The sequence below is a fragment of the Streptomyces bottropensis ATCC 25435 genome, assembly GCF_000383595.1.
GTDB classification, from domain to species: Bacteria; Actinomycetota; Actinomycetes; order Streptomycetales; family Streptomycetaceae; genus Streptomyces; species Streptomyces bottropensis.
Window position 1 is genome coordinate 7,135,698 of the sequence record NZ_KB911581.1, and the last position, 25,332, is coordinate 7,161,029.

20 protein-coding genes are annotated in these 25,332 nt (G+C 73.5%); 8 read left to right on the top strand and 12 right to left on the bottom strand.

Features of this window, described 5'->3' with window-relative positions:
• Window positions 1-44: 44 nt before the first annotated feature.
• Complete coding sequence (locus tag STRBO_RS0131715) at window positions 45-1,292, top strand: cytochrome P450 (RefSeq protein WP_005478931.1); 1,248 nt, start codon at window positions 45-47, stop codon at window positions 1,290-1,292.
• A gap of 237 nt (window positions 1,293-1,529) precedes the next feature.
• On the opposite strand, the gene STRBO_RS0131720 is transcribed toward STRBO_RS0131715, so the two are convergent.
• From STRBO_RS0131720 to STRBO_RS0131735, 5 genes are all read right to left on the bottom strand, one after another.
• On the bottom strand, window positions 1,530-2,780 hold the full coding sequence (locus STRBO_RS0131720; protein ID WP_005478934.1) for an MFS transporter: 1,251 nt from the start codon (window positions 2,778-2,780) through the stop codon (window positions 1,530-1,532).
• A gap of 109 nt (window positions 2,781-2,889) precedes the next feature.
• On the bottom strand, window positions 2,890-3,084 hold the full coding sequence (locus STRBO_RS43555; RefSeq protein WP_005478936.1) for a hypothetical protein: 195 nt from the start codon (window positions 3,082-3,084) through the stop codon (window positions 2,890-2,892).
• Window positions 3,077-4,702 carry a phosphopantetheine-binding protein gene (locus STRBO_RS0131725; RefSeq protein WP_005478938.1) on the bottom strand — a complete coding sequence of 542 codons (1,626 nt, stop codon included), beginning with the start codon at window positions 4,700-4,702 and terminating at the stop codon, window positions 3,077-3,079. The genes STRBO_RS43555 and STRBO_RS0131725 overlap by 8 nt, the downstream gene beginning before the upstream one ends.
• A complete protein-coding gene (locus STRBO_RS0131730) occupies window positions 4,692-6,275 on the bottom strand; it encodes a class I adenylate-forming enzyme family protein (protein WP_005478940.1) in 1,584 nt (527 codons plus the stop codon). The genes STRBO_RS0131725 and STRBO_RS0131730 overlap by 11 nt, the downstream gene beginning before the upstream one ends.
• Window positions 6,272-7,330 carry a ketoacyl-ACP synthase III family protein gene (locus STRBO_RS0131735; RefSeq protein WP_028796953.1) on the bottom strand — a complete coding sequence of 353 codons (1,059 nt, stop codon included), beginning with the start codon at window positions 7,328-7,330 and terminating at the stop codon, window positions 6,272-6,274. The genes STRBO_RS0131730 and STRBO_RS0131735 overlap by 4 nt, the downstream gene beginning before the upstream one ends.
• Before the next feature lie 220 nt (window positions 7,331-7,550).
• On the opposite strand from STRBO_RS0131735, the gene STRBO_RS0131740 reads away from it, so the two are divergent.
• The 3 genes from STRBO_RS0131740 to STRBO_RS0131750 all read left to right on the top strand — a co-directional run bounded on the left by STRBO_RS0131740 (window position 7,551) and on the right by STRBO_RS0131750 (window position 10,151).
• Complete coding sequence (locus STRBO_RS0131740; RefSeq protein ID WP_020115382.1) at window positions 7,551-9,107, top strand: MFS transporter; 1,557 nt, start codon at window positions 7,551-7,553, stop codon at window positions 9,105-9,107.
• Window positions 9,108-9,246: 139 nt separating this feature from the next.
• On the top strand, window positions 9,247-9,774 hold the full coding sequence (locus STRBO_RS40685; RefSeq protein ID WP_020115383.1) for an SRPBCC family protein: 528 nt from the start codon (window positions 9,247-9,249) through the stop codon (window positions 9,772-9,774).
• The gene (locus STRBO_RS0131750) at window positions 9,771-10,151 is read left to right on the top strand and encodes a YrdB family protein (RefSeq protein WP_005478945.1); all 381 of its coding nucleotides are present in this window, start codon (window positions 9,771-9,773) and stop codon (window positions 10,149-10,151) included. The genes STRBO_RS40685 and STRBO_RS0131750 overlap by 4 nt, the downstream gene beginning before the upstream one ends.
• A gap of 106 nt (window positions 10,152-10,257) precedes the next feature.
• Here the strand turns inward: STRBO_RS0131750 and STRBO_RS0131755 are convergent, their stop codons facing one another.
• Together STRBO_RS0131755 and STRBO_RS0131760 are read right to left on the bottom strand one after the other, a co-directional pair.
• Entirely contained in the window at window positions 10,258-11,064 is an 807-nt protein-coding gene (locus tag STRBO_RS0131755) for a thioesterase II family protein (protein ID WP_237547323.1), read from the bottom strand.
• Window positions 11,065-11,209: 145 nt separating this feature from the next.
• The gene (locus tag STRBO_RS0131760; protein WP_005478947.1) at window positions 11,210-12,046 is read right to left on the bottom strand and encodes an AfsR/SARP family transcriptional regulator; all 837 of its coding nucleotides are present in this window, start codon (window positions 12,044-12,046) and stop codon (window positions 11,210-11,212) included.
• Between the two features lie 296 nt (window positions 12,047-12,342).
• Between STRBO_RS0131760 and STRBO_RS0131765 the strand changes: the two genes are divergently transcribed.
• From STRBO_RS0131765 to STRBO_RS0131780, 4 genes are all read left to right on the top strand, one after another.
• Window positions 12,343-12,669, top strand: a complete 327-nt coding sequence (locus STRBO_RS0131765) for a TIGR04351 family putative TOMM peptide (protein WP_005478950.1) — start codon at window positions 12,343-12,345, stop codon at window positions 12,667-12,669.
• Window positions 12,666-15,041 carry a TOMM precursor leader peptide-binding protein gene (locus STRBO_RS0131770; protein ID WP_005478952.1) on the top strand — a complete coding sequence of 792 codons (2,376 nt, stop codon included), beginning with the start codon at window positions 12,666-12,668 and terminating at the stop codon, window positions 15,039-15,041. Before STRBO_RS0131765 ends, STRBO_RS0131770 begins: the two co-directional genes overlap by 4 nt.
• A 53-nt stretch (window positions 15,042-15,094) precedes the next feature.
• Complete coding sequence (locus tag STRBO_RS0131775) at window positions 15,095-16,720, top strand: SagB/ThcOx family dehydrogenase (RefSeq protein WP_005478954.1); 1,626 nt, start codon at window positions 15,095-15,097, stop codon at window positions 16,718-16,720.
• A 79-nt stretch (window positions 16,721-16,799) separates the two neighbouring features.
• On the top strand, window positions 16,800-18,053 hold the full coding sequence (locus tag STRBO_RS0131780) for a sensor histidine kinase (protein WP_005478955.1): 1,254 nt from the start codon (window positions 16,800-16,802) through the stop codon (window positions 18,051-18,053).
• A 132-nt stretch (window positions 18,054-18,185) separates the two neighbouring features.
• Here the strand turns inward: STRBO_RS0131780 and STRBO_RS0131785 are convergent, their stop codons facing one another.
• From STRBO_RS0131785 to STRBO_RS0131805, 5 genes are all read right to left on the bottom strand, one after another.
• Window positions 18,186-18,791 (bottom strand): response regulator transcription factor, encoded by a 606-nt coding sequence (locus STRBO_RS0131785; RefSeq protein ID WP_005478956.1) that lies wholly within the window; start codon window positions 18,789-18,791, stop codon window positions 18,186-18,188.
• Between the two features lie 98 nt (window positions 18,792-18,889).
• Window positions 18,890-19,921 carry a ScbA/BarX family gamma-butyrolactone biosynthesis protein gene (locus tag STRBO_RS0131790; RefSeq protein WP_005478957.1) on the bottom strand — a complete coding sequence of 344 codons (1,032 nt, stop codon included), beginning with the start codon at window positions 19,919-19,921 and terminating at the stop codon, window positions 18,890-18,892.
• 51 nt (window positions 19,922-19,972) lie between these two features.
• Window positions 19,973-21,619, bottom strand: a complete 1,647-nt coding sequence (locus STRBO_RS0131795) for an FAD-dependent monooxygenase (protein ID WP_005478958.1) — start codon at window positions 21,617-21,619, stop codon at window positions 19,973-19,975.
• Window positions 21,616-22,362: an HAD family hydrolase gene (locus STRBO_RS0131800; RefSeq protein WP_237547324.1), complete on the bottom strand. Its 747-nt coding sequence runs from the start codon at window positions 22,360-22,362 to the stop codon at window positions 21,616-21,618. Before STRBO_RS0131800 ends, STRBO_RS0131795 begins: the two co-directional genes overlap by 4 nt.
• 527 nt (window positions 22,363-22,889) lie before the next feature.
• Window positions 22,890-25,241 carry an MMPL family transporter gene (locus tag STRBO_RS0131805; RefSeq protein ID WP_005478964.1) on the bottom strand — a complete coding sequence of 784 codons (2,352 nt, stop codon included), beginning with the start codon at window positions 25,239-25,241 and terminating at the stop codon, window positions 22,890-22,892.
• Between the last annotated feature and the right edge of the window lie 91 nt (window positions 25,242-25,332).

A 25,332-nucleotide genomic window follows, 5' to 3' on the forward strand; every position in this document is an offset into this window, starting at 1 on the left:
CCACGCCACCCGACTCCGACGCGCTACGAAGAGGACTCACGACCATGACCGCACAGCCCGAGACAGCACCCGACACGGCTCCCACGCACTCCGCCCCCGACGACGAGACGGTACGTCCCTACCCCTTCGAACGGCCGTCCGCGATGCAGGCCTGCCCGGTGTACAAGGACCTGCGGGAGACCTGCCCCGTGTCCAAGGTGCGGATGCCCAGCGGCGACCAGGCCTTCCTGGTCACCACGTACGACGAGGTCCGCACCGTCCTGTCGGACCAGCGGTTCAGCCGGGCCGCCACGCTGGAGGACGGCGCCCCCCGGCTGGCGGCCGCCCCGCAGAAGTTCAAGAGCCTGCTCAACATGGACCCGCCGGAGCACTCCCGGGTGCGCAAGCTGGTCTCCCGGGAGTTCACCGCCCGCCGGGTCACGGCACTGCGCCCGCGGATCCAGGAGCACACGGACGCGCTGCTGGACGCGATGGCCGAGCAGGAGGGCCCGCTGGACCTCATCCCGGCCCTGGCCTTCCCGCTTCCGGTGATCGTGATCTGCGAGCTGCTCGGCGTGCCCTTCGACGACCGGGAGAAGTTCGCCGCCTGGGCGAGCGCCTTCCTGGCCACCACCTCGCGGACCAAGGAGGAGATGCTGGAGGCCCAGATCGGTCTGTTCACGTACCTCTCCGAACTCGTCGAGGCCAAGCGCGAGAACCCCGGTGAGGACCTGCTCTCGGCCCTGGTCCAGATCCACGACGAGGACGGTGACCGGCTCAGCCACGAGGAGCTGATCTTCCTGGGCATCAGCCTGCTGGTGGCCGGCCACGAGACGACGGTCAACCAGATCGCGAACAGCGTGGTCGCGCTGCTCACCCACCCCGAACAACTGGCCGCCCTGCGCGCCGATCCGGAGCTGATCGGCAACGCCATGGAGGAGATGCTGCGCGCCTACCCGCCCGGCGACGAGGCCCTGCTCCGGATCGCCACGGAGGACGTCGAGCTCGGCGGTGTGCTGATTCCGGCGGGCAGCGCCGTGCTGCCGGGCCTGGCGTCGGCCAACCGGGACGCGAGCCAGTTCAGCGACCCGGACGGCCTCGACTTCCACCGGCCGACGAACCCGCACTTCGCCTTCAGCCACGGCCCGCACTACTGCATCGGCTCCGGCCTCGCCCGTCTGGAGCTCCAGATAGCGATCGGCACGCTCATCGAGCGCTTCCCGACACTCCAGCTGGCGGTGGCGCCGGAGGAGCTGCCCCGTCCGTCCGGGATGCTCGTCCACGGCATCACCGCGTTGCCCGTCACCTGGTGACGGAACCTCCTACGACTCCTTCTCCACGCGGTACGCAGCTCCCCGGGCGGGGCCGGTCCTCCGGCCCCGCCCGGGGCGTTCGTGCGGGCGGTGTACCACGCGTACCCGCCATGGGGCGGACGAGTGGTCCGCCGTCCGCACGAGTGGTCTGCGGGCCGGACGCGGACGCACGTGGGCCCCGGCCTGATCAGGCCGGGGCCCACGTGCGGCGAGCCGGAGGGTGCCGGGCGGAGCGCGTCAGGTCCGCTCGCGTACGGCCGCGGAACGCGCCCGTACGACGAAGACGAAGGCGACCGCCGCTCCCAGTGCGGGCGGCACCGCGGCCAGCAGCAGGATCTCGCGGCCCGGGACGTCCAGGGCGAGGAGCCCGCCACCGACCGCCGGACCGACGATGGAGCCGGTGCGGCCGAGCGCGGCGGCGTAGGCGACACCGGTCGTGCGGGTCGCGGTGGGGTACAGGGTCACCGCGAGGGCCGTCTGGCCGAGCACGCCCGCGACGATGCCGGCACCGGCCGCGGCCAGCATCACCAGCAACGCCGCGCGGCCGGTGTCCGCCCACGCCGTCGCGACGAGGAACACGACGGCCGCCAGCGCCATCACGGTCAGGGCGCGCGGCGTACCGAGCCGTGCGCACAGGGGAACCATCACCAGACCCCCGATCACCCCGCCCACGGCGATCATCGACGTGCCCACCGGCGCCTGCTCGGGAGTGAAGCCGTATCCCCGGGCGAGCAGGGTCGGCAGCCAGGTGAGGAGGCCGTAGTTCGTCGTGTACATCAGCAGGGCGAAGCACCACAGCAGGACCGTCTGCACGGCGGTGCCCGGCTCGAACAGCCGGCGTACGGAGGGGTCCGCCGCCTCCGCGCGCGGTACGGAGGAGGCGGGGGTACCGGGCAGTCCCCGCACCAGCAGCGGCACCATCAGCGCGGGCAGCACGGCGCCGGCCCAGAACACGGAGGTCCATCCGAACGCGGTGATCAGGGGCGTGCTGACGAGGCCGCCGGCGACGGCGCCGACGGCGATCGCGAGGACGACCCCGACGCTGGCGGACTCCCGCCGCGCGGGGGGCACGTGGTCCGCGGTGAGGGAGACGCACGCGGGCAGCACGATGCCGAGACCGAGCGCGGTCACCAGGCGCGCCACGCCCAGCGTCGTCACCGAGTCCACGGGCACGGTCAGTGCCGACCCCGCCGCGAACACCAGGGTCCCGGTGACGATCAGGGGTTTGCGCCCGAAGCGCGCGGCGGCACGCGCGGAGCACAGGTAACCGATCACCACACCGAGGTTCGTGGCGACGAGCGCCGGGGTGAACGCCGATTCGTCCAGGTTCCACTCCCGCGCCAGCGTCGGGACGACGAAGCCGAGCGACGCCGTGTCGAATCCGTCGAGAAAGATGGTCAGGAAGGCGAGGACGACGACGCGCCGACTCCCCGTCCCGACACCTCCCTCGGCCGTCGCGTCCGCCGGACGCTCGTGAGTCGTGGTCATCTGCTCTCACCTTGGGTTCACGGGCGCGGGCCCGCGCCCTGGTGTGCGGGGTGTGCGGTCGGAAGGGGGCGGACGACCGCCGCCGGAACCGAGGCGGTTCCGGCGGCGGTCAGGCCCGGTGTCCGGAGCCTGCGGGCTCCGGACACCGTCGGACCCCTGCCGAGGGGATGGATGTCATGTGGCGGTGACGCAGCAGGCTGTCGGCCGCGCCGCCCTCCACGCGGGAGACGGCGGCCAGCCACTCGCTCAGGGCGGTGCGGCCCAGCAGGGACCGCAGCCTTTCGTCGGCACCCGGCTCAGACACGGCCCGCGGCCTGCTCGCGCAGGGCGGACACCACGCGCCACAGCGAGGCGGGGGTGGCGAAGGTGTCGGCCATCAGCTCGGAGTCCGGGACGGCGATGCCGTACGTCTCCTCCACCCGGACCAGGACCTCCACCATCGCGAGCGAGTCCAGGCCCGCCGCCTTGAGGCTGGTGTCGGGCTTCAGCTCGCCCTGGGCGGCGAGCCGGGGCAGGGCCTCCTGGAGCAGTGCCGCGTACGTCGGGTCCCAGGGCGCGGCCGGTTCGTCGGCCGTGCCGGCGGGCGTCGTCCCCGTGGTCGTCTCGGTCATGGCGGTGATGTCCTCCGTACGTGATGCGGTGAGGGGGGAGACGGTGTGGCGCCGCAGGGCCAGGCGGCTGGCGGAGACGGTCTCGGCGCCGTCCACGACGAGTTCGGCGGGCGCCGGGTGGCCGAGGAAGCCGAGCAGGCTCGCGGACAGTCCGTAGGCGCCCACGTTGGGGAAGGCCAGCAGGTCGCCCGGGCGCAGCCCCGGCAGGTCCGCCGCGCGGGCGAGGATGTCCGCGGGGGTGCACAGCGGACCGGCGAGGGTGACCAGGGCGGGTTCCCGGTCACCGGCCTCGTGCGCCGCCGGGCCGGGGCCCGACAGCGGCTGGGCGGACAGGGGCAGCAGACGGCCCAGGCCCGACAGGCCACCCAGGTGGTTGATGCCGGAGTCGAGCACCGCGTAGGTGTTGCCGCGGCTGTTCTTCACGTCGGTGACGGTGCTCACCAGCCGGCCGCTGTCGCCGACCAGATAGCGGCCGGACTCGAAGGCGACCACCGGTTCGCCGTCGCGCCAGCCCGGCAGACTCTCGTCGAGCACGGCGGACAGTGCCGACCGCAGACCGGGGTACGCGGGCCGCTCACCGGGGGTCGCGTACGGGGCGGCGAAGCCGCCGCCGAGGTCCAGCAGGTGCAGCGGGATGCCGAGTTCGTCCCGGAGGCGGGCGGCGGTACGCACGCTCTGGGCCAGTTCGGCGAGGAGGCCGTCCTCGTCCCGGGCGTTGGTGAGCGGGAAGAAGTGCATGCCGATGATCCGGACGCCCTTCACCAGGAGCCGGGCCCCGTGCTCGGTCAGATCGTCGAGGTCGAACCCGAACTGGGACGGGCCCCCGGTCATCCGCAGGCCGCCCTGGCCCGGCGCCCCGGCCGCGTTGATCCGCAGCACACAGTCCGCGGTGACGCCCCGGGCGTCCGCGGCGGCGCCGATCCGGTCCAGATCGCCGAAGGACTCGGCGGAGAAGGTGCGCATCCCCGCCGCGATCGCCTCCTCCAGCTCGGCCGGGACCTTGCCGGGGCCGGAGTACATCAGTTCCGCCGCCGGATGACCCGCTTCGAGGGCCGCGGCCAGTTCGCCGCGTGAGGTCACCTCGGCGCGGGCGCCGCCCCGGCGCAGCTCGGCGACGAGATCGGGGTGCGAATTGGCCTTCAGCGAGTAGTAGACGCGGGACGGCTGGGGCAGGGCCGCCCGCAGGTCCTCCAGCGCGGTGCGCACCCGGGCCAGGTCGTAGACGTACAGGGGGCTGCCGTACTGCTCGACGAGGCGGCGGACCGTCAGGTCGTCGCCGGGGGGCCCGGTGCGGTCGCGGTCAGTGGACATAGGTGCCCTCCAAGAGCCGCCGGCGCAGCTCCTTGCGGTCGGTCTTGCCGTTGGGGGTGAGCGGAAGGGCGTCCAGCACATGGCAGACGTCCGGCACCTTGGCGGCTTCGAGGCGGTCCCCCAGCCGGGCCAGCACCTGCTCCCCCTTCACGTCGGAGGTCTCGCCGACGACGAAGAGGACCATGTCGCGGTCGTCCTCCGGCACGAGCAGCGCCGCTTCCCGCACGCCGTCGATGTCGAGCACGGCGGCCTCGATCTCGACGGAGGTCATCCGCGAGCCGCGCCGCTTGAACAGGTCGTCCCGGCGGCCCTGGAAGTAGACGTGCCCGTCCTCGTCGAGGCGGCCGTAGTCACCGGTGTGCAGGGTGACCGGGCCGCCGTCCGCGCCCGGCCGGAACCGCAGGGCGGTCTGCTCGGGGGAACGCCAGTAGCCGGCCATCAGGTGCGGGCCGCGCACCACGATCTCGCCGGTCTCCCCCGTCGGGAGCGGCCGTCCGTCGTCGTCGACGACGAGCACCTCGGTGCCGGGCAGCGCGGGCCCCACCGAGCCGGGGCGGGCGAGATCGCCGTCGGGTTCGAGGATGGTGATCCGCTTGCACTCGGTGGTGCCGTACATGGGCGCCACCGACGCGCCGGGGAACGTCTCCCGCAGCGTGGCGATGAGCGGGGCGTTGAGGGCGGCCCCGGTGTTGGTGAACAGGCGGATCCGGGTGGGCCGCTGGTCGCGGGAGGCGAGTTTGACGAGCAGTTCGCCCAGGGACGGCACGAGGGGCAGGACGGTCGCCCCGTGGTCCCGGGCGAAACCGAGCAGCCGGGCGTGGTCGGCGGGGCCCGACAGCAGCAGTTCGGCGCCCGCCAGCGCGCTGAGGAAGACCTGGTAGAGGCCGTAGTCGAAGGAGAGCGGGACGGCGGTGAGCACGACGTCGTCGGGCCGGTAGTCCAGCCGTGCCGCGATGGCGCGGGCGGCGAACGCCACGGGCCCGTGCGGGCAGGCCACCCCCTTGGGCGCCGCGGTGCTGCCCGAGGTGTAGATGAGCAGGGCGAGCCGGTCGGCGGGCACCTCGGTCTGGGTACGGGCGGCCGGGTCGGCCGGACCGGACAGGTCCAGCTCGGAGGCGACCGCGACCGGCACCCCGGACGGCCAGCTCAGTCCGTCGGCACCGTCGCGCTCGGCGTCCTCGACGACGATCAGCGAGGGCTCGGAGTCGGCGAGCACCGACTGGAGGTGGAAGGCCTTCATGCCGGGGTTGATGGGCACCAGGACGGCACCGTGCCGCCAGGTCCCGTACAGCAGGGCGGTGAACTCGCGGCTGCTGCCGACGCGGGCCAGCACCCGGTCGCCGGGCTTGATGCCGTGGCCGTCCAGGAGCCGGGCGAAGGAGTCGGCGGCGGCGTCGAGTTCGGCGTAGGTCCACATGCCGTAGCGGTCCCGCACGGCGGGGGCGTCGGGGTGCCGGGCGGCGGCGGCCGTCAGGAACACCTCGGCGGCGTTGTCGACCCGGGGGGCGGTCGCGGTCCCGACGGCGTCGTCGATCAGGGCCGAGGCGGGAAAGGACGTCAGTGTGCTGGTCACGACCGCGCCTCCTCGTCGTGCGCGGCGGGGTTCTGCCAGGCGGGTTCCTCGGTGATCTCCAGCACGGCGCAGGTGGAGGTGAACCCCGATCCGGCGCCGATCAGCAGGACCGTGTCGCCGACCCGCAGCAGCCCGCGCTCGGCGAGGTCGTTGAGCCCCGCGAACTGGTCGCCCGCGCCCAGGTGTCCGCTGCGCCGGGCGAACTCCCAGCTGGTGCGGTCCTCCGCCAGCCCCAGGACGGTGCCGGCCTGCCACTCCATCTTGCTGCGGCCGCTGGCCGGGATCACGGCCCAGGTGATGTCCTCGCGCTCCTTGCCGGCGTCGGCCAGCGCCGCGTCGACGGCGGCCACCGCCACGCCCACCAGACGCTGGGTGGCCTCGCGCAGGTTGCCGTGGTGCTGGAGGTAGTGTCCGAGCCGCTCGGCGAGCCCGAGCGGCTTCTCGTCGGGCAGCGGGGTGAACCCGGGGCCGCGGGTGACCACTTCCAGCGAGTTGTCGGCCCGGGTGGCCGTCGACAGCAGCTTGGCGAATCCGCTCTGGTTGGAGAGCAGCAGCGCGGTGCCGCCGTCGCCGTAGACGATCCCGGCCTCGTCGCGCCAGCGGTCGATCAGCGGTTCGCCGAAGCGGTCCGCGGTGGTGAGCATCGCGGCGGTGGCACCGGGCGTGGTGGCCAGGTGGCGGGCGGCCAGTTCCATGGCGCCCGTCCCGGCGTTGCACTCCTGCTTGAGTTCGAACGCGGGGACGTCCCTGCCGAGCGCCTTGTCCGCGACGTACGAGGCCACCGGCCACAGGGTCTGCCCCTGGAACCAGACGTAGCTGTGCAGCAGCAGGCTCACGGTCTCCGGGTCAAGCCCGGAGCGCTTGAGTGCCGTGGTGGCCGCCTGCACGGCCATGTCGGGCGGCGCGACGTCCTCGTCGGCCACCCGGATGGACAGCAGGGCGTCGGCCTCGAACTGCTCGGGGTCGTACCTGCCCGCTTCCACAGCCGCACGTGTCGGATACGGCTCCGGGAGCCAGGATCCCGTGGCCGCCACGTAAACGCTTTCCCAGCGCATGGTCCTCCCATCATCGGTGGCTGATCTCTCGGCGTCGTGTCGTGTCAGGAGATGAGCCCTCAGGCGGATCGTGCGGGTGACGGCTTTGGCCCGGCTAAAGAGAAGGGACCGCCGGGGTCCCTTGGCGTGCGGGCGCAAGTGCGGCTTCAGCGACCCCGCCCAGGCTCGGGGCGCGTGACGTTCGGAACGCCGCGTTCAGGCCGCCGAAAGGAGCCGGCACATGTACAGGACCGAGGGGGACGGCCCACACCCCAGGCGGTGGTGGATGCTCGGGATACTGTCCCTGGCGTTGTTCGCCATCGTGCTGAACAACGGGCTGCTCAATGTGGCGATACCGGTGCTGATGCGCGAGCTGGGCGCGGACATCGGGCAGGCCCAGTGGATCGTCGACAGCTACGCCCTGGCCTTCGGCGGCGCCCTGCTGACCGCGGGGGCGGTGGCCGACCGGTTCGGCCGCAAGCGGGCCACGCTCGGCGGCGCGGCGGTCTTCGGGGCCGGATCCCTGATCGCGCTCGGCGCGGACTCCCCCGGCCAGCTGATGACGGCACGGGTCGTGATGGGCCTGGGCGCCGCCTTCATCATGCCCGGCACGCTCGCCCTCATCGTCGACGTCTTCCCGGAGAGCGAGCGGGCCCGGGCGATCGGGGTGTGGAGCGGGGTCTCCGCCCTGGGGGTCGCCGCCGGCCCGGTGGCCGGCGGTGCCCTGGTCGGCCACTTCTGGTGGGGGTCGATCTTCCTGGTCAACCTGGTACCGGTGGCCGTGGTCCTGGTCGGCGGAGCGCTGCTGCTGCGCGAGTCCGCCGACCGGGCGCCGCGGCCACCCGACCCGGTCGGCGCGCTGCTCGGCACCGCCGCCGTGGCGGGGCTGGTGTTCGGCGTCATCCAGACCTCGGGGCACGCGCTCGCCTCGCTGCCCGTGGCCGGCGGACTGGCCGTGGCCGCGGCGGCGGGCACCGTGTTCGTGGTGTGGGAGCGGCGGCACCCGCATCCGCTGCTCGACACGGACCTGCTGCGCCGGCCGGCGTTCATCGGGGCGAGCGCGAGCATTCTGCTCCTGATGCTGGGGCTGGCGGGCACCCTGTTCGTGCTCACCCAGCGGCTTCAGTTCGTGCTGGGTTACACCCCGTTGCGCTCGGGGCTGTCCGTGATGCCGGTGGCTCTCGCGGTGCTGCTGGGCACGCTGTTGTGTCCGGCGCTGGACCGGCGGGCCGGGGCGCGGGGCTGTGTGGCCGTGGGCCTGTCGGCCGCCGCGTGCGGTGTGCTGGTGCTGGGGCAGTGGGGCGAGGGGTATCCGCCGGTGTTCGCGGGTCTGGTGCTCATCGGAGTGGGCTTCGGCCTGTCCATGGCCCCCACCACCCACGTGGTGATGTCCCTGGTGCCCCCGGAGCGGTCGGGGTCCACCGCCTCCCTGGACATGACCATGCAGGAGCTGGGCACCGCCCTGGGGGTGGCCGTGGTGGGCAGCGTGCTCGCCGGCCGTTACGCCGACGCCCTGGCGGGCGCGCCCGGGACCGTGGGCGAGACCCTGCGCGCGGCCGAGCGGACCGGGGGCGAGGCCGGGCACGTCCTGGCCGCCGCCGCCCGCCGGGCCTTCGACGACGCGTCGGCGGCGGGGCTCGGTGTCGCGGCGGCGGCCGTCGCCTGCGGAGCGGTGGTCGCCGCGCTGCTGCTGCCGGGACGGGCGGGTGCCGAGGCGGCCGTCGCGCCTTCGACCGCCGGCCCCCGTGAGACCGAACCGTCCCCTGCCCACCAGGGCTCCGCCCGCCCCCGAGCCTGAGCGCGTGCCGTACCCGTACGGCCGTGACGGCGACCGCTTCAGCGATTCTCCAGCGGCGGGGGCGACGCTGGAGACCTGGTCGTCCCGTGCCCCGTTCGCGTGGCGCCGGCACCACGAACAGCATGAGGAGATTCACCAGATGACCGTTCAGCAAAGCTCGTTCCTGGGCAGAGCCCTGTATGTCGGCCCGTCACTGCGGACCCTGCACGAGCAGTACGCCAAGCACGGGACCGTCGACGCCGGTGCGCCCGTACTCGCATCCTGCGAAGTCACTGTCCGAGCCCCGTCGTCGGAGGTGTGGGAACTGCTGGCCGACATCGCTCGATGGCCCTCCTGGGTACCGGGGGTCCGGGAGGCGCGCCCGGGCGGCGAACCCGCGCCGGACGTGCCGTTCCGCTGGGTGCTGAACGGAATGCGCGTCAAGTCCACGCTGGCCGTGGTCCAGCCCGGCTCCGAGCTGTCGTGGACCGGCACGCTCGCCGGGACCCGCGGAGTGCATCGCTTCCTGCTGGAGCCGGCGCACGGCGGCACCCTGGTGCGGTCCGAGGAGTCGATCGGCGGTCCGCTGGCGGGCCTCCTCTACAGCAGCGACAAACTGCGGGCCGTCCTGGCCGACTGGACCGCGGCCCTCAAGTCCCAGGCGGAGAAGGCGGGATCGACTCGATGACCATCGCGCTGGCCTACAACCCGTTCTTCCTCGCCCTGCGGTTCCTGCTGGAGGTGTTCGCGCTGGGCTGCTACGCCGTGTGGGGCTGGCGCGCGGTCCCGGGGCCGCTGCGTTTCGTCGCCGCGATCGCCGTCCCCGTGGCGATGGCGATGCTGTGGGGCAACTTCGCCACCGCCGGCGACGAGGCCCGCTCGGGTGAGACCACCTTCGACACCCCCGGTCCGCTGCGGCTGCTGCTGGAGCTCGCCGTGCTCGGCGGGGCCTGGGCCGCGCTGCGGCACATCGGAGCCCTGCAGGTGGCCAAGTACTACCTGATCGTGCTGGTGGTCTACCACGTCTGCGCGTACGACAGGATCTGGTGGCTGCTGCGGCACTGACCGGGTCGCACGAGGGCCCGGCGCACCCGGCCGCTCCTCGCCCACGTCGGCGGGCCGTCCGCTCCGATCCCGGAGCGGACGGCCCGTCGGTCGCGTGCGCGGTGCGTCAGACGCCGACCGTCTGAGGGGTCTCCGCGAAGTCGCGGCCGCCCACACCGGTGCGGTGGACGGTCTCGTAGCGTCGCAGCGCCTCGGAGAGCCGGTCGAGGAAGGCGCTCTCCTGTTCCCTGATGTAGAAGTGGCCGCCCGGAATCACGACGGTCTCGCAGCCCTCGGTGGAGTACAGGGACCACTCCCGTACCTCCGGGACGGTCACCAGGCGGTCGTCGGCGCCGGCGAAGGTGTGCAGCGGAATCGGCAGCGGGGTACGGTCCACACTCCCGGCGCCCTCGCAGAGCATCAGATCGCCCCTGACGACGGGCAGCAGCGCCGCCAGCCACTCGGGCCGGTCCAGCAGCACCCTCGGCAGACCCCCCAACGCGGCCAGCCCGCGCATGAGTTCCGCGTCGTCCGCCACGTAGCCGTGGGTGAGGGGCGGGGCGGGCAGGTGCGGGGCGCGGTGGGCCCCGAGGAGGAGCGCGAGGGGGAGCCGTTCGCCGCGGGCCCGGCGGTGCTGGGCCAGGGCGAAGGCGACGAGCGCCCCCATGCTGTGCCCGAACAGCACGTGCGGGTGGTCGAGTTCCTCGCCGAGCTCCCGGTCCAGGTCCGCCACGAGCGCGGGGAGATCGGTGAAGCGCGGCTCCGTCATCCGGCCCTCACGGCCCGGCAGCTGCACCGGCAGCACCTCGACCCCGGTTCCCAGCCGGCGCTGCCACCCGGCGTAGGCGGAGGCGCCCCCGCCCGCGTAGGGGAAGCAGAACATGCGCAGGCGACCGTCGTGGCGTGGACCACCGCGTCTCAGATATCGCGTCATAGTGACCGGAACTCCTCTCGTTGCGCGGTGGCCACCAGGTGGCCGGTACCCGCCGTACCCACAGCGTCGGGAGCGGCGCTTAAGGGCCGCCAAACGCCCAGGGAGCGGAGAGGAACGCTCCAGGCCCGCCTCGGGGAGGCGGGGCTCAGACGGAGGCGGGTGTCAGAGGTACGGCGCGCAGTCCGTCGCCGGCGGACACGGCCGGATCCGGTGACTCCAGGACGGGGTCGGCCCGCAGGATCGCCTGGTGCAGCCGCTGCAGCCGCGTCGACGGCTCCAGCGCGAGTTCCCGGATCAGGCACTGGCGCAGCCGCTGGTAGATGCCGAGGGCGTGGGAGGGCCTGCCGGAGCGGTAGAGCGCGAGCATCAGCTGCGCGTGCACGGTCTCGTGCAGCGGGTGCTGGGCGGCCAGCGCGGTCAGCTCCCCGAGCAGCGCGGCGTGCCGGCCGAGCCGCATGTCGGCTTCGATCCTGGCGTCCAGCGCGCCCAGTCTGGTCTCCTCCAGCCGTACGGTCTCCACCTCCAGCGCCCGGCCGATCTGCACATCGGCCAGGGCGGGCCCCCGCCACAGCGCCAGCGCCTGGTGCAGCAGCGCGGACGCCTCCCGGGCGGCGCCCTCGCGCAGCGCCGTCTGCCCGGCCACGGACAGCCGCTGGAACTGCGTGGCGTCGTCGGGCCCGGCCACGTCCAGGGCGTAGCCGCCGTAGCGCGTGCACAGGATGTCCTTCGGCCCGCGTACCGCGGTCGGGCCCAGCACCGTGCCCAGCCTGCGGCGCAGTTGCCGTATATAGGTCTGGAGGGTGGCGGGCGCGGTGCGCGGCGGGGCGTCCCCCCAGAGTTCGTCGAGCAGGGTGGACACGGTCACGACCTGGCCCGCGTGCAGGGCCAGCAGGGCGAGCACCTGACGGGGCTTGGCCGCGCTGGGCACCACGGACGTGTGGTCGAGATGGGCGACGAGCGGCCCCAGGACCCGGATCTCCATATGTGGACTCCCTCCAGCCAAAACCGCTCGGGATGCGTTTCGGGGCTCTCCACAGTGGCATGACGGCCCGTGCCGTCCCAGTGATCGCTTCATCGCTCACGCGTGAATTACCGAGGAGGTGACCCATGACGGATTCACACGTGAGGCATGAGCGGAACACTGTCGGTGACGACCCCCGTCCCCGAAGAATCCTGTCTGCCGGTCCGACCACGGCGACGTCCGATCCACCACACACAGGTTCAACGGAGGGCAACGTGCACGAAGGCGTTATTTCCACTCTCGACGGTGCGTGCGACATGGACCAGACCGTAGGTCTCGACCGGACCCCCGCCCAGGAACTGCGGTTCATGGAGCTGGTCGCACAGGCGTGGCTGGAGCCCGAGCTTTCGCGCCGCTACCAGGTGGACGCCCGTTCGGTGCTCGACGAGTTCGGCATCACGCTGGCCCAGGGACAGCAGCCCCCCGCGCTGCCCGAGAACCCGGCGTGCGAGCTGACCATCGAGGAACTCTCGCGGCCGGCGAGCGCCCACGCGTTCCTCTGCTTCTGCCTGGCGCCCGACAACCCGACCCCGGCCCGCCAGTACACGAGCGCGGGGGCCGGGAGCCGGGCGGTCCTGCGGTGACCGCCCTCTACGGGGAGCGTCCGGCACAGGCGCCGAGAACGCACGACCGGCGGCTCGTGGGATTCCGCAGCCATCTCAGAGCGGAGGTCGTCGCCGACGACGCGGCCTATCTGCTGTCCGACCGGGGGGTGACCGCTCTGCAGGGCGATCACATAGAGGCTCTGGTGCCCCTGCTGGACGGCACCAGGGACCTGACGTCCGTGCTGCGGGACGCGGCCCCCGAGATTCCTCCCGAGCGGGTGGGGCGCCTGATCGGGCGGCTCGCGCAGGCCGGTCTCGTGGGGTACTCGGCACCGGCTTCGGCCGGCGGCTGCGACGACCCGACGCGGCCCGCCCACGCGTACTGGGAGCTGGCCGGGCTGGACGGCACGGCGGCCCTCGGGCGGGTGGCCGCCGCTCCGCTGGACGTCCTGACGGTGGGCGGCGCGAACGCCGAGGGAGTGGTGGAGGCGTGCCGGGCCGCGGGACTGGCGATCTCCGGTGACGGCCACGGTGCGCACCATGTGGTCGGGGACGACGCCACCCGGCTGTCCCTCGTCGTCTGCGACGACTACCTGAACCCCGAGCTGCGCGAGATCGACGCCCTGCACCGGGCCACGGGGCGGTCCTGGCTGCTGGCCAGGCCCGGTGCCTCCACCGCGTGGGTCGGCCCGGTGTTCCGGCCGGGCGCCGGCCCCTGCTGGTCCTGCCTGGCCCACCGGCTGCGCGGCCACCGGCTGTGCGAGGCCCCGGTGCGGCGGGCGCTCGGTCTGACCGGGCCGGTGCCCCGGCCAGCCGCCCAGGTGCCGCCGACCGCCGCCGCGGCCGCGCAGCTCACCGCGCTGGAGACGGCGAAGTGGCTGGCCGGTTACCGCTATCCGGGCCAGTCGGCGGTCCTGACCCTGGACACCCTCGCCCTGACGACCCGTCATCACGAGCTGCGGCGCCGCCCCCAGTGCCCGGACTGCGGCGACCCCGGCCTCGTCGCGCGGCAGGTGCGGCAGCCGGTGACGCTCGCCTCCCGGCCCAAGGCGCCGCGCGCCGGAGGGGGGCATCGGGCGCACTCCCCGCAGGAGGTCCGCGACCGCTACCAGCACCTGGTCAGCCCGGTGACCGGGGTGATCGAGGAGATACGCCGGGACCCGCGGGCCCCGGAAGGTCTGCACTGCTACCTGGCGGGCCGCAACGCCGCGCTGGGCGGGACCGACCTGGCACGGCTGCGGGCCGGTCTGCGTCAGCTCAGCGGCGGCAAGGGCGCCACCGCGCTGGACGCCGAGGTGAGCGCCATGTGCGAGGCGCTGGAGCGGTACAGCGGTACCCTCCAGGGGGACGAGCCGCGCGTGCGGGACAGCCTGCGCGGTCTGGGGGACGCGGCCGTCTCCCCGGACGCCTGCCAGTTGTTCGCCGCCCGGCAGTTCCGTGACCGCGAGCGGTGGAACGCCCTGCACGGCGCGTTCCAGTACGTTCCCGAACCCTTCGACGACCGGGCTCCGGTCGACTGGACCCCGGTGTGGTCCCTCACCGAGGGCCGGCAGCGGCTGCTGCCCACCGGCATGCTGTACTTCCCGGGCTCGCTGGACGGGGCCTGCCCGCCGGTCGCGGGGCGTCGCTCGCTGCGCGCCGACTCCAACGGCAACGCCGCGGGCAGCAGTCCCGAGGACGCGATCCTGCACGGCTTCCTGGAACTCGTCGAGCGGGACGCCGTGGCCCTGTGGTGGTACAACCGCACCCGTCAGCCGGGCGTACGGCTGGACGGCCCGGGCGGTTTCGGTGACGGCTGGAGCGAGGAACTGCTCGACGTGTACCGGCACATGAACCGTGAGGTGTGGGCACTGGACCTCACCTCCGACCTGGGTATTCCGGTGTTCGCGGCCCTCTCGCGGCGCACCGACAAGCCCGCCGAGGACATCATGTTCGGGTTCGGCGCGCACTTCGACCCGGCCGTCGCGCTGCGCCGCGCCCTGACCGAGATGAACCAGTTACTCCCCGCGGTCATCGGCGCCGGGCCCGACGGCACGGGCTACGGCTCGACGGACCCCGAGCCGCTCGGCTGGTGGTGGGGGGCGACCGTCGCCACCCAGCCCTACCTGCTGCCCGACCCCGCGCAACCGGCGCGCGGCCCGGCCGACTTCGTCTTCCGCGACCGTCCGGACCTGCGGGAGGACGTCGAGGACGTGGTGGAGCTGCTGCGCGGGCACGGCATGGATCTGCTGGTGCTCGACCAGACCAGGCCCGACCTCGGGATTCCGGTCATGAAGGTCGTCGTACCGGGGCTGCGCCACTTCTGGGCCCGGTACGCGCCGGGCCGGCTGTTCGACGTACCGGTGCGGTTGGGCCGACTGGCCGCGCCGACCCCGTACGAGGACCTGAACCCCGTCCCTCTGTTCGTCTGACTGTTCGTCCGGAACGGCGCCCCACCGCCGTTCCCGTCCCTCAGGAGCCCCCGATGTCCGCCGAAAGGCCGTTCAGCTCAGCCGCGACGACGCGGAGCGACAGGCGCTGTGTCGCCCTGTGGTCGCTCCGCGAGGACGTTCTGGTGGACATGGGGGGTGCGGACGGTTCCGTGGTGCTCTCCGGGCGGTGGGGGGAGTCCCGGCTGCTCCGGGCGGGCCCGCTGGTGCGCGAGGCCCTGCGGCGGATGAGTCTCGGCCCGATCTCGCTGGCCAACGTGGTGGCCGAGATGGCCGCCGAAGGCACCGTGCGCCCCTCCTCCCCCGGGGGGCGCACGGCCGGCGCCGCGGACGAGCAGGCCGAGATACTGATGCTGCTGCACCGGTTGCGGCACCTGGTGGTGCGCTCGCTGATGCTGGAGGACGCCGAGCAGCCGCTGCTGTCGGTGGTCCCGATCGTGCAGTCCGCGCGGTACCGGCCGGACACCGTCGACCGGGACCGTCCGGTGCGGCTGTCCCGCTTCGCGTTCCTGCGCAGCGAGGGCGAGGGCTTCGTCCTGGAGAGCCCCGTGTCGCTGTACCGGGTCGTGGTGCACGGTCCGGAGGCCGCCTGGGTGATCGGGATGCTCGGCCGCGCGCACACCGTCGACGAGATCACGGCGGCCGTCCCCCTGCCCGCCCCGGCGGTCGCGGAGATCATCGCCTATCTGCTGGGGACCGGCATGCTCCTCGCCTCCGAGCGGGTGCCCGCCGAGGGAGACCTCCCGAGCCGGGCGGGCGCGGACGAGGACGGCAGAGGCGGCGGCGCCGTCCCGACGTTCGCGGAGGACCAGGACCCGGCGCTGCTGTCGTGGGGCGCCGTCGACCTGCTCTTCCACAGCCGCTCCACCCTCGGCCGGCACGACGCGGACTTCGGCGCCACCTATCCGCTCGCCGACCGCCTGCCCCCCGCCCCGGCCGTCAAGCCGCTGCCGGACGGACCGCGCTTCTTGCTGCCCCGGCCCTGTCTGAGCGAGGTGGCGGCCGCGGATCCGCCGCTCACCACCGTGGTGGAGGAGCGGCACAGCATCCGGTCCTACGGCTCGGAGCCGCTCACCGCCGCCGTCCTGGGCGAGTTCCTGTACCGGGCCCTGCGGGTCCGCGGCCTGCACGAGCAGCCCGGCGAGGGCCGGCACGCGGAGGGGTACACCGACCGGCCGTATCCCAGCGGCGGCCGCGCCTACGAGCTCGAGTTCTACCTCACCGTCCGGGACTGCGCCGGCATCCCCTCGGGCACCCACTACTACGCGCCGCTGGAGCACTGCCTGGTGCACCTCGGCGAGGGCGCGACGGACGCGGCGACGGTTGAACTGCTCGCGGAGGCGCAGATCAGCGCCGGGCTGGACGCACCGCCCCCCGTGGTCATCACCATCACCTCGCGCATCCACCGGCTGTCGTGGAAGTACAGCGGCCTCCCCTACTCCCTGACGCTGAAGCACGTCGGCGCGGTGATCCAGAACCTGTATCTGATCGGGACCGCGATGGGGCTGGCCTCCTGCGCCCTCGGCAGCGGCGACATCGAACTGGCCGCCCGCACCACCGGAACCGACTGGCTCACCGAGCCGAGCGTGGGCGGCTTCGCCCTGGGGGTGACCCCTCAGCCGTCAGCAAGCATCCACGTAAAGCACACAGTTGATCCATGAGTCCTGCATCTAATACTTAAAGTTCATAGTTCCCGCTTAGACTGATCGCTCCTTGATCCCGTTCGTGTGAGGGGTATTCATGGAGGCAGCCGCGCCGGACGCGGAGACAGACGCCGACATTTCCTTAAAGGACCCCGCCGACGGCGGGGTCGGCGGCAATCCCCCTCTCTCGGCGGCGGTGCGGTTCCTGGGCCTCAGTGCCCCGCCGCCCCGGCTCGCCCGAAGCGTCGTTCTCGTCGTCGAGTGCGGGTTCGTCCTGACCGGCTTCCTGAACATCGCGGACGCCGAGCCCGGACCGCTCACCCTGGTCGCCTCGGCGTTCGGTTTCAGCCTGGTCTTCCTTCTCCAACTGGTGCACACCGCACAGCGGTTCCGGCGATTCCGGGCCCGCTGGTACCGGTGGACACTCACCCTCCAGGCTCTGATCACCTATCTGCCGCTGTTCGCCCTGGGCTTCGGGTGGGGCGGGATGGCGGGATTCCTGGGCGCCTCCCTCCTGCTCGTACTCCGGCAGACGGTGGCCTGGCCGCTGTTCGGGCTGGTCGCCGTGGCGGCCGCCGCGACCGGGCCGCTGCTGGGCATGGACCTCGTCGGCTCGGTGTACATCGCCGTCTCCACCGTGCTGACGGGACTGATCGTGTACGGCCTGAACCGGCTCGCCCAGCTGGTGGTCGAGGTGCACGCGGCCCAGACGGAACTCGCCCGGCTGGCCGTCACCCAGGAGCGGCTCCGCTTCGCGCGTGACCTGCACGACCTGCTCGGCTTCAGCCTGTCCGCCGTGACCCTCAAGAGCGAACTGGCGTGCCGTCTGGTGCCCGCGGCCCCCGAGCGGGCCCTGGAGGAGCTCCGGAGCATCCTGGAGATCTCCCGGCAGGCGCTCGCCGACGTACGCACGGTCGCCCGCGGCTACCGGGACATGTCGCTGACCACCGAGGCGGTGTCGGCGCAGGCCGTCCTGGCGGCCGCCGGCATCCAGGCGGAGGTGCGGTGCCGTGTGGACCTCCCCGAGGGGGACGTGAACACCATCATGGCCACCGTGCTCCGGGAGGCCATCACCAATCTGCTGCGCCACAGCAAGGCGGAGCACTGCCGGATCGAGAGCCGCAGGACGTCCTCGGGCGAGCTGGAGCTGACCATCGCCAACGACGGGGTGCAGAAGACCGCCACGGGCTTCCGGGACCCCTCCTCCGACGCGGACGGCAGCGGTCTGGGCAATCTGCAGTTCCGGCTGACGGCGGTCGGCGGCCGGCTGACGTCCGGGCTGGACGAGCAGGGGTGGTTCGTCCTGCGGGCCACCGCCCCGCTGCGCCGGGGCGCCCGTCACAGCGCCTGAGCACCCGCCTTGGGGCGGGCCGCCGCCCGCGCCGGCGTCACGGGCGGCGGAAGGGAGCGAGGGCCGGGCGGGTGGTCGTACCACCCGCCCGGCCCTCGTGGTCCTCCTGGCGGCTCGGCGCCGCGCGCCGGGCTACAGCCAGCCGCTCTCCCTGGCCACCCGGATCGCGTCGACGCGGTTGCGCGCGTTGAGCTTGGTGACGACGGTCGTCAGGTAGTTGCGCACCGTGCCCACCGAGAGGAACAGCCGGCTCGCTATGTCGGCGGCCTCCGCTCCGTCGGCGGCCATCCGCAGCACCTCCGTCTCACGGGGCGTCAGCGGGTTCTCCCCGTTGTCGAAGGCCGCGAGGGCCAGCTGGGGGTCGATCACCCGCTTCCCCGCCGCGACGTCGCGCACCGCGTCGGCCAGCCGGTCCGGCGGCGCGTCCTTGAGGAGGAAGCCGCCCACCTGGGCCGCGAGCGCCTTGCGGAGCGTGCCGGGACGGCCGAGGCTGGTCAGGATCAGCGTGCGGCACGAGGGCAGTCGCCCGGCCAGCTGGGCCGCGGCGCTCAGTCCGTCGAGACCGGGCAGGTCGACGTCGATGACGGCGACATCGGGCTCACACTCCAGCGCCGTGGGGACGATCCGGTCCCCGCGCTCGACCTCGGCCACCACCGTGAGGTCATCCTCCAGGGTCAGCAGGGCGACTAACGCCCCCCGGACCATGTGCATGTCCTCGGCGAGCAGGATGCGGATCACTGTGCTCCCCCCGTCGGGCCGAGACGATCAGGACGGCCCGTTCGACGAGGACACTACTTGACCCAGAGTGTGCGTAAAAGATCAGAGAGCGATTTCCTTTAAACTTCATCTTCATTGCGGGGGCACTGCGCCACTTCGAGCCGCATGGCGGTGGTGACCGTGTCCTCCTGCACGGCCTCCACCGCGACCGGGATGGTGAAGGTGCCCAGGGCCTCGTCCGACCGGAATCCGCCCACCGTCGCCCGAAGGCTGGTGATCCGGTCCAGTTCGGCATAGTCGGTGAAATCGGTCTCTATGGAGGCGACGGACAGGCTGCCCGGGTCCAGGCCGTGCAGCCGGGCCACGGAGGCCACCGCCAGCTGACGCGCCGCCTCCATCTGCAGATGGCCCGGCACATGGTCCAGCGGGTGGTCGAAGACGTGCGGATGACTGGTGTCCACCACCAACTGGCAGGCGAAACGGCCCTGTTCGCTGTCCGCGACGGGCTCGGTGACGAACACGTTCCTGGCGTCGCGCCGCCCCACGGAGCACGGTTCGGCCGCCGTGAACCGCGGCAGCAGGAACCCGGGGTGGTCCGGCAGCTGCCGCCTGCTGCGCATCGCCCGGTACGCGGCCCTGGACAGGATCAGCAGCCCGCCCTCTCCGCGCATCGCGGGCCGCCCGTCGACGGCGACGTCCCCGGTGAAGGTGAACCCCTGGATCCGGCCCGCCCTGTTGCGCCGGGTCCGCACGCTCACGTCGATGCGCAGATCGGCCGGCCGGCGGCCGATGCGCAACGGTTCGAACGCGGTGACCCGCAGCCGGAGGTCCCGGAAGATGAACGCCGAGCCCAGCTCGACCTCCAGATGGCGGTGGGCGATCAGGACCCCGGCCTGCCGCACCACCTCCACCAGCAGGGTGAAGTCGTACGACGGGGAGGCCTCCCCGATCAGATGGCCGCGCGGCAGCTGGGCGGCGACCGCGTACGTGTCCTCGCCCGTCTGCGCCGAGTCGGTGACGAAGACCTCGGCTATCGAGGCCCGGTGGACCAGGGTGCGGGGAACGGTCGCGTCGTAGCTCAGCTCCGCCTCGGGGGTTCGTGGGCACACCGGTGCCGTCTCGGACGCGAGGGCGGACGTGGAAATGCTCATGGTCGGTCCTTCCAACAAAGTCTCGGTGTCGCGAACGGTGGGCCGAGCCGGTCAGGGCAGCTCGGCGGGGACCGGCGCCGTGAGGGCCGGACGGGACGGCAGCCGGGCGAGGAGCCCGTCGAGGCCGGCCGGGGCTGAGCGGGCCGCGACGACACCGTCCGGCCGCACGTACGCGATCCACGGGGAGCCGGCCCCGCCGAGCGTGTCGCCCTGCTCCCGGGCGACGATCAACTCGCCCTCCCCGTGCGGTACTTGCGCGTCGGCGGTGTCCGCGGGCCGGATCCACAGCACCTGAGCGATGTCGTCGGCGCCACGCTCGCGCACCGCCGCCGCGGCGCGCGCGGCCACCGCACCGGCCGCCCCGGCGCCGTGCACCAGCAGGGTGTGCCGCCCGGCCGCCAGGTGGTCGTGCAGCGTCGCCGCGGCCGTGCCGCGCACCGGGGTCAGTGCCGCGTCGGGGGCCCGCCGCCCGGGCCTCAGCGTGCGCGGCGCACCGGCCACCGCGTCGGACACGGTCACCGCCGGGCTCCCGGAGTGGTCCAGGTCGAGCTGGGCGAGCAGGGGGATCACCTTGCGCTCCAGCAGGCCGGTCGCGGACAGCACCCGCATGACCGTGTTCCGCAGGAGCCGGGCCGCCGGATTGCGCAGCAGCCACATCCGGGTCTGCTGGTCGCCGTTCGCGACCGCTCGGACGGACGCGGGGCGGCGCTCTGCCTCGTAGCTGTCGAGCAGGGCCGGGTCACCGCCGCGGACGACGCTCGCGAGCTTCCAGCCCACGTCGTAGCCGTCCTGGACACCGGTGTTGAGCCCCTGGCCGCCGGCGGTGGTGTGGGCGTGCACCGCGTCGCCCGCCAGCAGGACCGGGCCCTCACGGAACCTCGGGGCGACCTTGGCGTGCACCCGGAAGCGGCTGGTCCACCAGGTGCCGTGCAGCCGCAGCCCGCCCGGGCCCCGCTCGTCGAGGAGCCGCTGCAGCAGCTGTTCGGAGGGCGGTTCGGTCCGCTCGTCCGGTTCCGTGTCGAAGAAGACCCGGTGACCGTCGGGCTGGGGGACGATCACCAGCACCCCGTCGGGCGTGATGTGGTGCTGGACCTCGGCCTCGGCGGACGCGCCCTCCAGCCGGCCGTCCCCGATCAGGAACGTACGGTCGAAGGTGTGCCCCTCGAAGGGGATGCCGACGCTGTCGCGCACCAGGCTGCGGGCGCCGTCGGCGGCGACGAGCCAGGGCACCGTCACCGACTCCTCGCCCCCGGCCGCGCTCAGGGCGACGGTCACCGACTCCTCGGGGCCGCCCCGGTGCACGGTCACCGCCGTGACCTCGGTGTCCCACTCGACCGTGCCGCCCAGCTCCGTCAGCCGGTCCAGCAGCGCCCGTTCGGTGACCGGCTGCGGCACACAGAGGGGGCCGGGGAACGCGGTGTTCGTCAGGGTGCCGAACCGCGCACCGGCGATGCGCCTGCCGTTCGACCAGTACGACGCCCCGGCCAGCGGCAGCGCGGTCCCGGTGAGCTTCTCGGCGACCCCCAGGCGCGCCAGGCATTCGAGCGCGCCGCTCCACAGCACCAGCCCCTTGGGGGCGATGCCGGGGCCGGGACGCCGGTCGACGACCCGGCAGGGCACGCCGAGGTCCCACATCGCGCAGGCGGCGCTGAGCCCGGTGGGCCCGGCGCCGACGACCAGGACGGGCGTGGCGGTCACCGGGCACCTCCCGCCGCCGCGGCGGCCACGGCCACCGGGCGGTGCAGCAGCGCCGAGATCTCGCGGACGGCGCTGTCGGTGTCGGCGAACCGCACGGTCCGCATGCCGAGTTCGGCGGCGGCCCGGCAGTTCTCGTCCGTGTCGTCGACGAACAGGCACCGCTTCGCCGGGGTGCCGAGCCGGTCCAGCAGGATCCGGTAGACGGCGGGGTCCGGCTTGCGCACGCCCTCCCGGTGCGAGTCCACGACCACGTCGAAGAGTTCGTCGACGGGGACCTGGGCGCGCCACAGCGGTTCCCACTCGCGGACGTTGTTGGTGAGCAGGGCGAGCCGGTAGCCGTCGCGGCGCAGGGCGCGCAGGAAGGACAGGAACGGCTCGTTGGGGCGCCGGCCCCGGAACCACAGCTCGCCGAAGCCGCGTCCGTCCGCCAGGATCCGGCCCGCACCCTCGGGGAGCTGCGCGAGGATCCGGTCCACCATCTGCCGCTCGGTGATCTCGCCGGTCTCCAGGGCGGCCATCGGGGTCTCCCCGTGCAGCTGCGTCGCCGCCAGGAACGCCTGGGCGAGGTCGCCCGCCTCGATGCCGGCCAGTTCGGCGAAGGCGGCGAAGGTCTCCACGAGCGGGTTGGTCAGTACTCCTCCGTAGTCGACGACGATCGTGTCGACCGCCATGGCGCTCCCCTCGCCCACCGCGACGCGGCGTACGAACCGCGCCTGTGGCCCGGTCTGGTGTGTGGATGTCATCGGACTGGTCCCCCTTGCTCTGGTCGATCTGGTTGATCTGGTGGGTCTGGTCGATCTGGTGGGTCGGTGGGTCTGTCGATCTCTTGGGGCTGATGCGGCTGGTGGGCCTCGTGGGTCTCGTGGGTCTCGTGGGTCTCGTCGATCCCTTGAGACTCCGGGGACCCGGGCCATGTGGATCTCGTAGGCCCAGACCCGGGCGGCGCGTGCCGGTGCGGGCGGCGGGTGTCGTGCGGGCGGTCCTGACGGAAACGGCAGGTGCCGACGGACCGGCAGGTGCCGCTGGATCGGCCGAGTCGGCCGTTCCGGCGCGTCCGGACTCGGTGCGGGCCCGGCGCGGGCCCGGCGCGGGCCCGGCGGTGCCGTAGGCCTTCGGGCGGCCGGCGGCCGGGCGGGCGCCCGTTGCCGCCGCGGCGTCCGCCCGACGCGTTGCCCGGACGCTAACGGCGGTCGCTTGTGCCCGGGCAAAGAGGTGCGGGAGGACCTGTCGAGGTCCTCCCGCACCCTGTGTTCGCCGGTCCGACGTACCGTCAGCCGGACGGCTTTCCGGCCGCCGCGCCGACCGTGTCGGCCCGTTCCTTCTCCTGCGGTACCGACGCGGCCGGCTCGACCGGACCGTCCGGTGCCGGTGCGGCGGGGGCCGGGCCGCCCTCACGGATGCCGAACCGGGCGTGCAGCCGGCGCAGCGGCCCGGGGGCCCACCAGGTCGCCCGGCCGGTGAGCGACAGCACGGCGGGGACGAGGAGCGTGCGGATCACCATGGCGTCCATGAGGATGGCCAGGGCGACCCCCAGCCCGAGCATCTTCGTGTTGGTGATCCGGGACGTGCCGATGGCCACCATGACCACCGACAGGACGAGCGCGGCGGCGGTGATGACTCCACCGGTGGAGCGGATCCCCTCGATCACCGCGGCCCGGTGGTCGTGCGTGCGCTCCTGCTCCTCCTTGATCCGGGAGAGCAGGAAGACCCCGTAGTCCATGGAGAGTCCGAAGGCGAGGCAGAACATCAGCACCGGCAGGGCCGTCTCGATGCTCCCGGTCGGGGTGAAGCCCAGCAGCCCCGACAGATGCCCGTCCTGGAAGACCCACACCACGGCCCCCAGCATCGCGGTGAGGCTGAGCGCGTTGAGCAGGACGGCCTGGAGCGGCACCAGCACACTGCCGGTCAGCAGGAACACCAGGACCAGGGTGGCGAGCACGATGATGCCGACCGCCCACGGCAGACCGCGTCCGATGGCCGCCTGGCTGTCGACGAGGGCCGCGGTCGTTCCGGAGGCGGACGCGGGGAAGTCCGTGTCCACCGCCCTGACGTCCCGCACCAGGTCCTTGCCCTCGTCGGAGACGGCCTCCACGCCGGGCACCACGGTGAGGTACGCGATCTCGCCGGCGGTCCGGCCCGGCTGCGCGGGTCCGGCGGCCCGGCCGCCGGTGTAGGTGCCCGTCGGCGCGTCCACCCGCAGCACCCCCTCGATCCGGGACAGCCGCTCGGCGTACTCGCCCAGTCCGGCGGCGGGCGCCCGGCGGGTGACGACCTCGATCGCGCCGGTGGGACTGCCCTGGAAACGGTCCCTGATGTGCTCCTGCACCACCCGGGAGTCGGCGGACGCGGGCAGCTGCCGGTAGTCGGCGGTGCCGAAGTCGACGTTCAGGAACGGCGCGCCCAGCAGCAACAGCACGGCGAGGGTGCCGGTGGCCACCAGCGGGGCGCGCCGCATCACCCACCGGGCCAGCCGGGCCCAGCCTGCCCCGGCCGCCGCGGGCTCCCGGCGCTCGCGGGAGCGGCGCCGGACCAGCCTGCGTACGTCGAGGGCGTCGATCCGCCGGCCCAGGACGGCGAGCAGGGCCGGCAGCACCACCAGGGCCGCGACGGCGGCGAGGACGACCACGCTGATCCCGGCGTAGGCGAGGGAGCGCAGGAAGTACAGCGGGAACACCAGCATCGCGGCGAGCGAGACGGCGACCGTCGCGGCCGAGAACAGCACGGTCCGGCCGGCGGTGTTGAGGGTGACGGCGAGCGCGCCGGGCATGTCCCGGCCGGCGGCGAGTTCCTCGCGGTAGCGGCGCACGATCAGCAGCGCGTAGTCGATGGCGAGGCCCAGGCCGAGGGCGGTGGTGAGGTTGGTGGCGAAGACGGAGACGTCGGTGAAGGAGGTGAGGACCCGCAGCACCGCGTTGGTGCCGAGGATCGCGATCACCCCGATGCCGACCGGGAGCAGCGCGGCGACCGCGCTGCCGAACACGACCATGAGGATGAGGAGCGTGATCGGCAACGCGATGACCTCGGCACGCACGAGATCCTCGCGGATGAAGGTCTGCTGCTCGTTCTGGACGGCGACGCTGCCTCCGATCCGGACCGTCAGATCGCCCTGCCGTCCGTCGAAGTGCCCGACGACACGGTCCTCCAGGGTGCGGTCGGCCTCCAGTTCGTCCCCGGTGAGCCGGGCGACCACCAGGGCCTGACTGCCGTCCTCGGAGCGCAGCGCCCCGGAGCCGGTGTCCCAGTAGGAGGTGACGCCGGTGACGCCCCGCTCGTCGGCGAGCCGGGCGGCCAGCTCCCGTCCCTGACGCGCCACGTCGGCGTCGTCGACACCGGCGTCGGCACGGACCAGCAGAACGAGGTTGGGGCGGGCCCCGGGGAACTCCCGTTCCAGGACGCCGGCGGCGTACGAGGACTCGGAGGAGGGGTCGACGACACCGCCGCTGCCGCCGCTGCGCAGCCGGTCGGCCACGCCGCTGCCGAGGACGACGGCCCCGGCGAGCAGGACCACGGTGAGCACGAGCAGCAGACGGGCACGGCCGGCGGCCAGCCGGGCGAGGGCGGTGAACGCCCCGGGGGGCGGGGCGGTTTCGGGGGGCGGATTGTCTTTGGTCACTGAGGTCATGGGGGCTCCCGGGACGTCGGGGTGGGTGAGGTGCGTGCCGGGTCGGCTACGGCACCCGCGGCGCCGTACGCGGCCCCGGACGCCCGGGGAC

Coding starts and splice junctions, on each gene's coding strand:
- STRBO_RS0131790 (WP_005478957.1), bottom strand. CDS start 19,921: ATGAGCATTTCCACGTCCGCCCTCGCGTCCGAGACGGCACCGGTGTGC.
- STRBO_RS0131760 (WP_005478947.1), bottom strand. CDS start 12,046: ATGGAGATCCGGGTCCTGGGGCCGCTCGTCGCCCATCTCGACCACACG.
- STRBO_RS40685 (WP_020115383.1), top strand. CDS start 9,247: ATGACCGTTCAGCAAAGCTCGTTCCTGGGCAGAGCCCTGTATGTCGGC.
- STRBO_RS0131805 (WP_005478964.1), bottom strand. CDS start 25,241: ATGACCTCAGTGACCAAAGACAATCCGCCCCCCGAAACCGCCCCGCCC.
- STRBO_RS0131765 (WP_005478950.1), top strand. CDS start 12,343: ATGGACCAGACCGTAGGTCTCGACCGGACCCCCGCCCAGGAACTGCGG.
- STRBO_RS0131800 (WP_237547324.1), bottom strand. CDS start 22,362: ATGACATCCACACACCAGACCGGGCCACAGGCGCGGTTCGTACGCCGC.
- STRBO_RS0131740 (WP_020115382.1), top strand. CDS start 7,551: ATGTACAGGACCGAGGGGGACGGCCCACACCCCAGGCGGTGGTGGATG.
- STRBO_RS0131750 (WP_005478945.1), top strand. CDS start 9,771: ATGACCATCGCGCTGGCCTACAACCCGTTCTTCCTCGCCCTGCGGTTC.
- STRBO_RS0131715 (WP_005478931.1), top strand. CDS start 45: ATGACCGCACAGCCCGAGACAGCACCCGACACGGCTCCCACGCACTCC.
- STRBO_RS0131755 (WP_237547323.1), bottom strand. CDS start 11,064: ATGACGCGATATCTGAGACGCGGTGGTCCACGCCACGACGGTCGCCTG.
- STRBO_RS0131725 (WP_005478938.1), bottom strand. CDS start 4,702: ATGTCCACTGACCGCGACCGCACCGGGCCCCCCGGCGACGACCTGACG.
- STRBO_RS0131735 (WP_028796953.1), bottom strand. CDS start 7,330: ATGCGCTGGGAAAGCGTTTACGTGGCGGCCACGGGATCCTGGCTCCCG.
- STRBO_RS0131780 (WP_005478955.1), top strand. CDS start 16,800: ATGGAGGCAGCCGCGCCGGACGCGGAGACAGACGCCGACATTTCCTTA.
- STRBO_RS0131720 (WP_005478934.1), bottom strand. CDS start 2,780: ATGACCACGACTCACGAGCGTCCGGCGGACGCGACGGCCGAGGGAGGT.
- STRBO_RS0131775 (WP_005478954.1), top strand. CDS start 15,095: ATGTCCGCCGAAAGGCCGTTCAGCTCAGCCGCGACGACGCGGAGCGAC.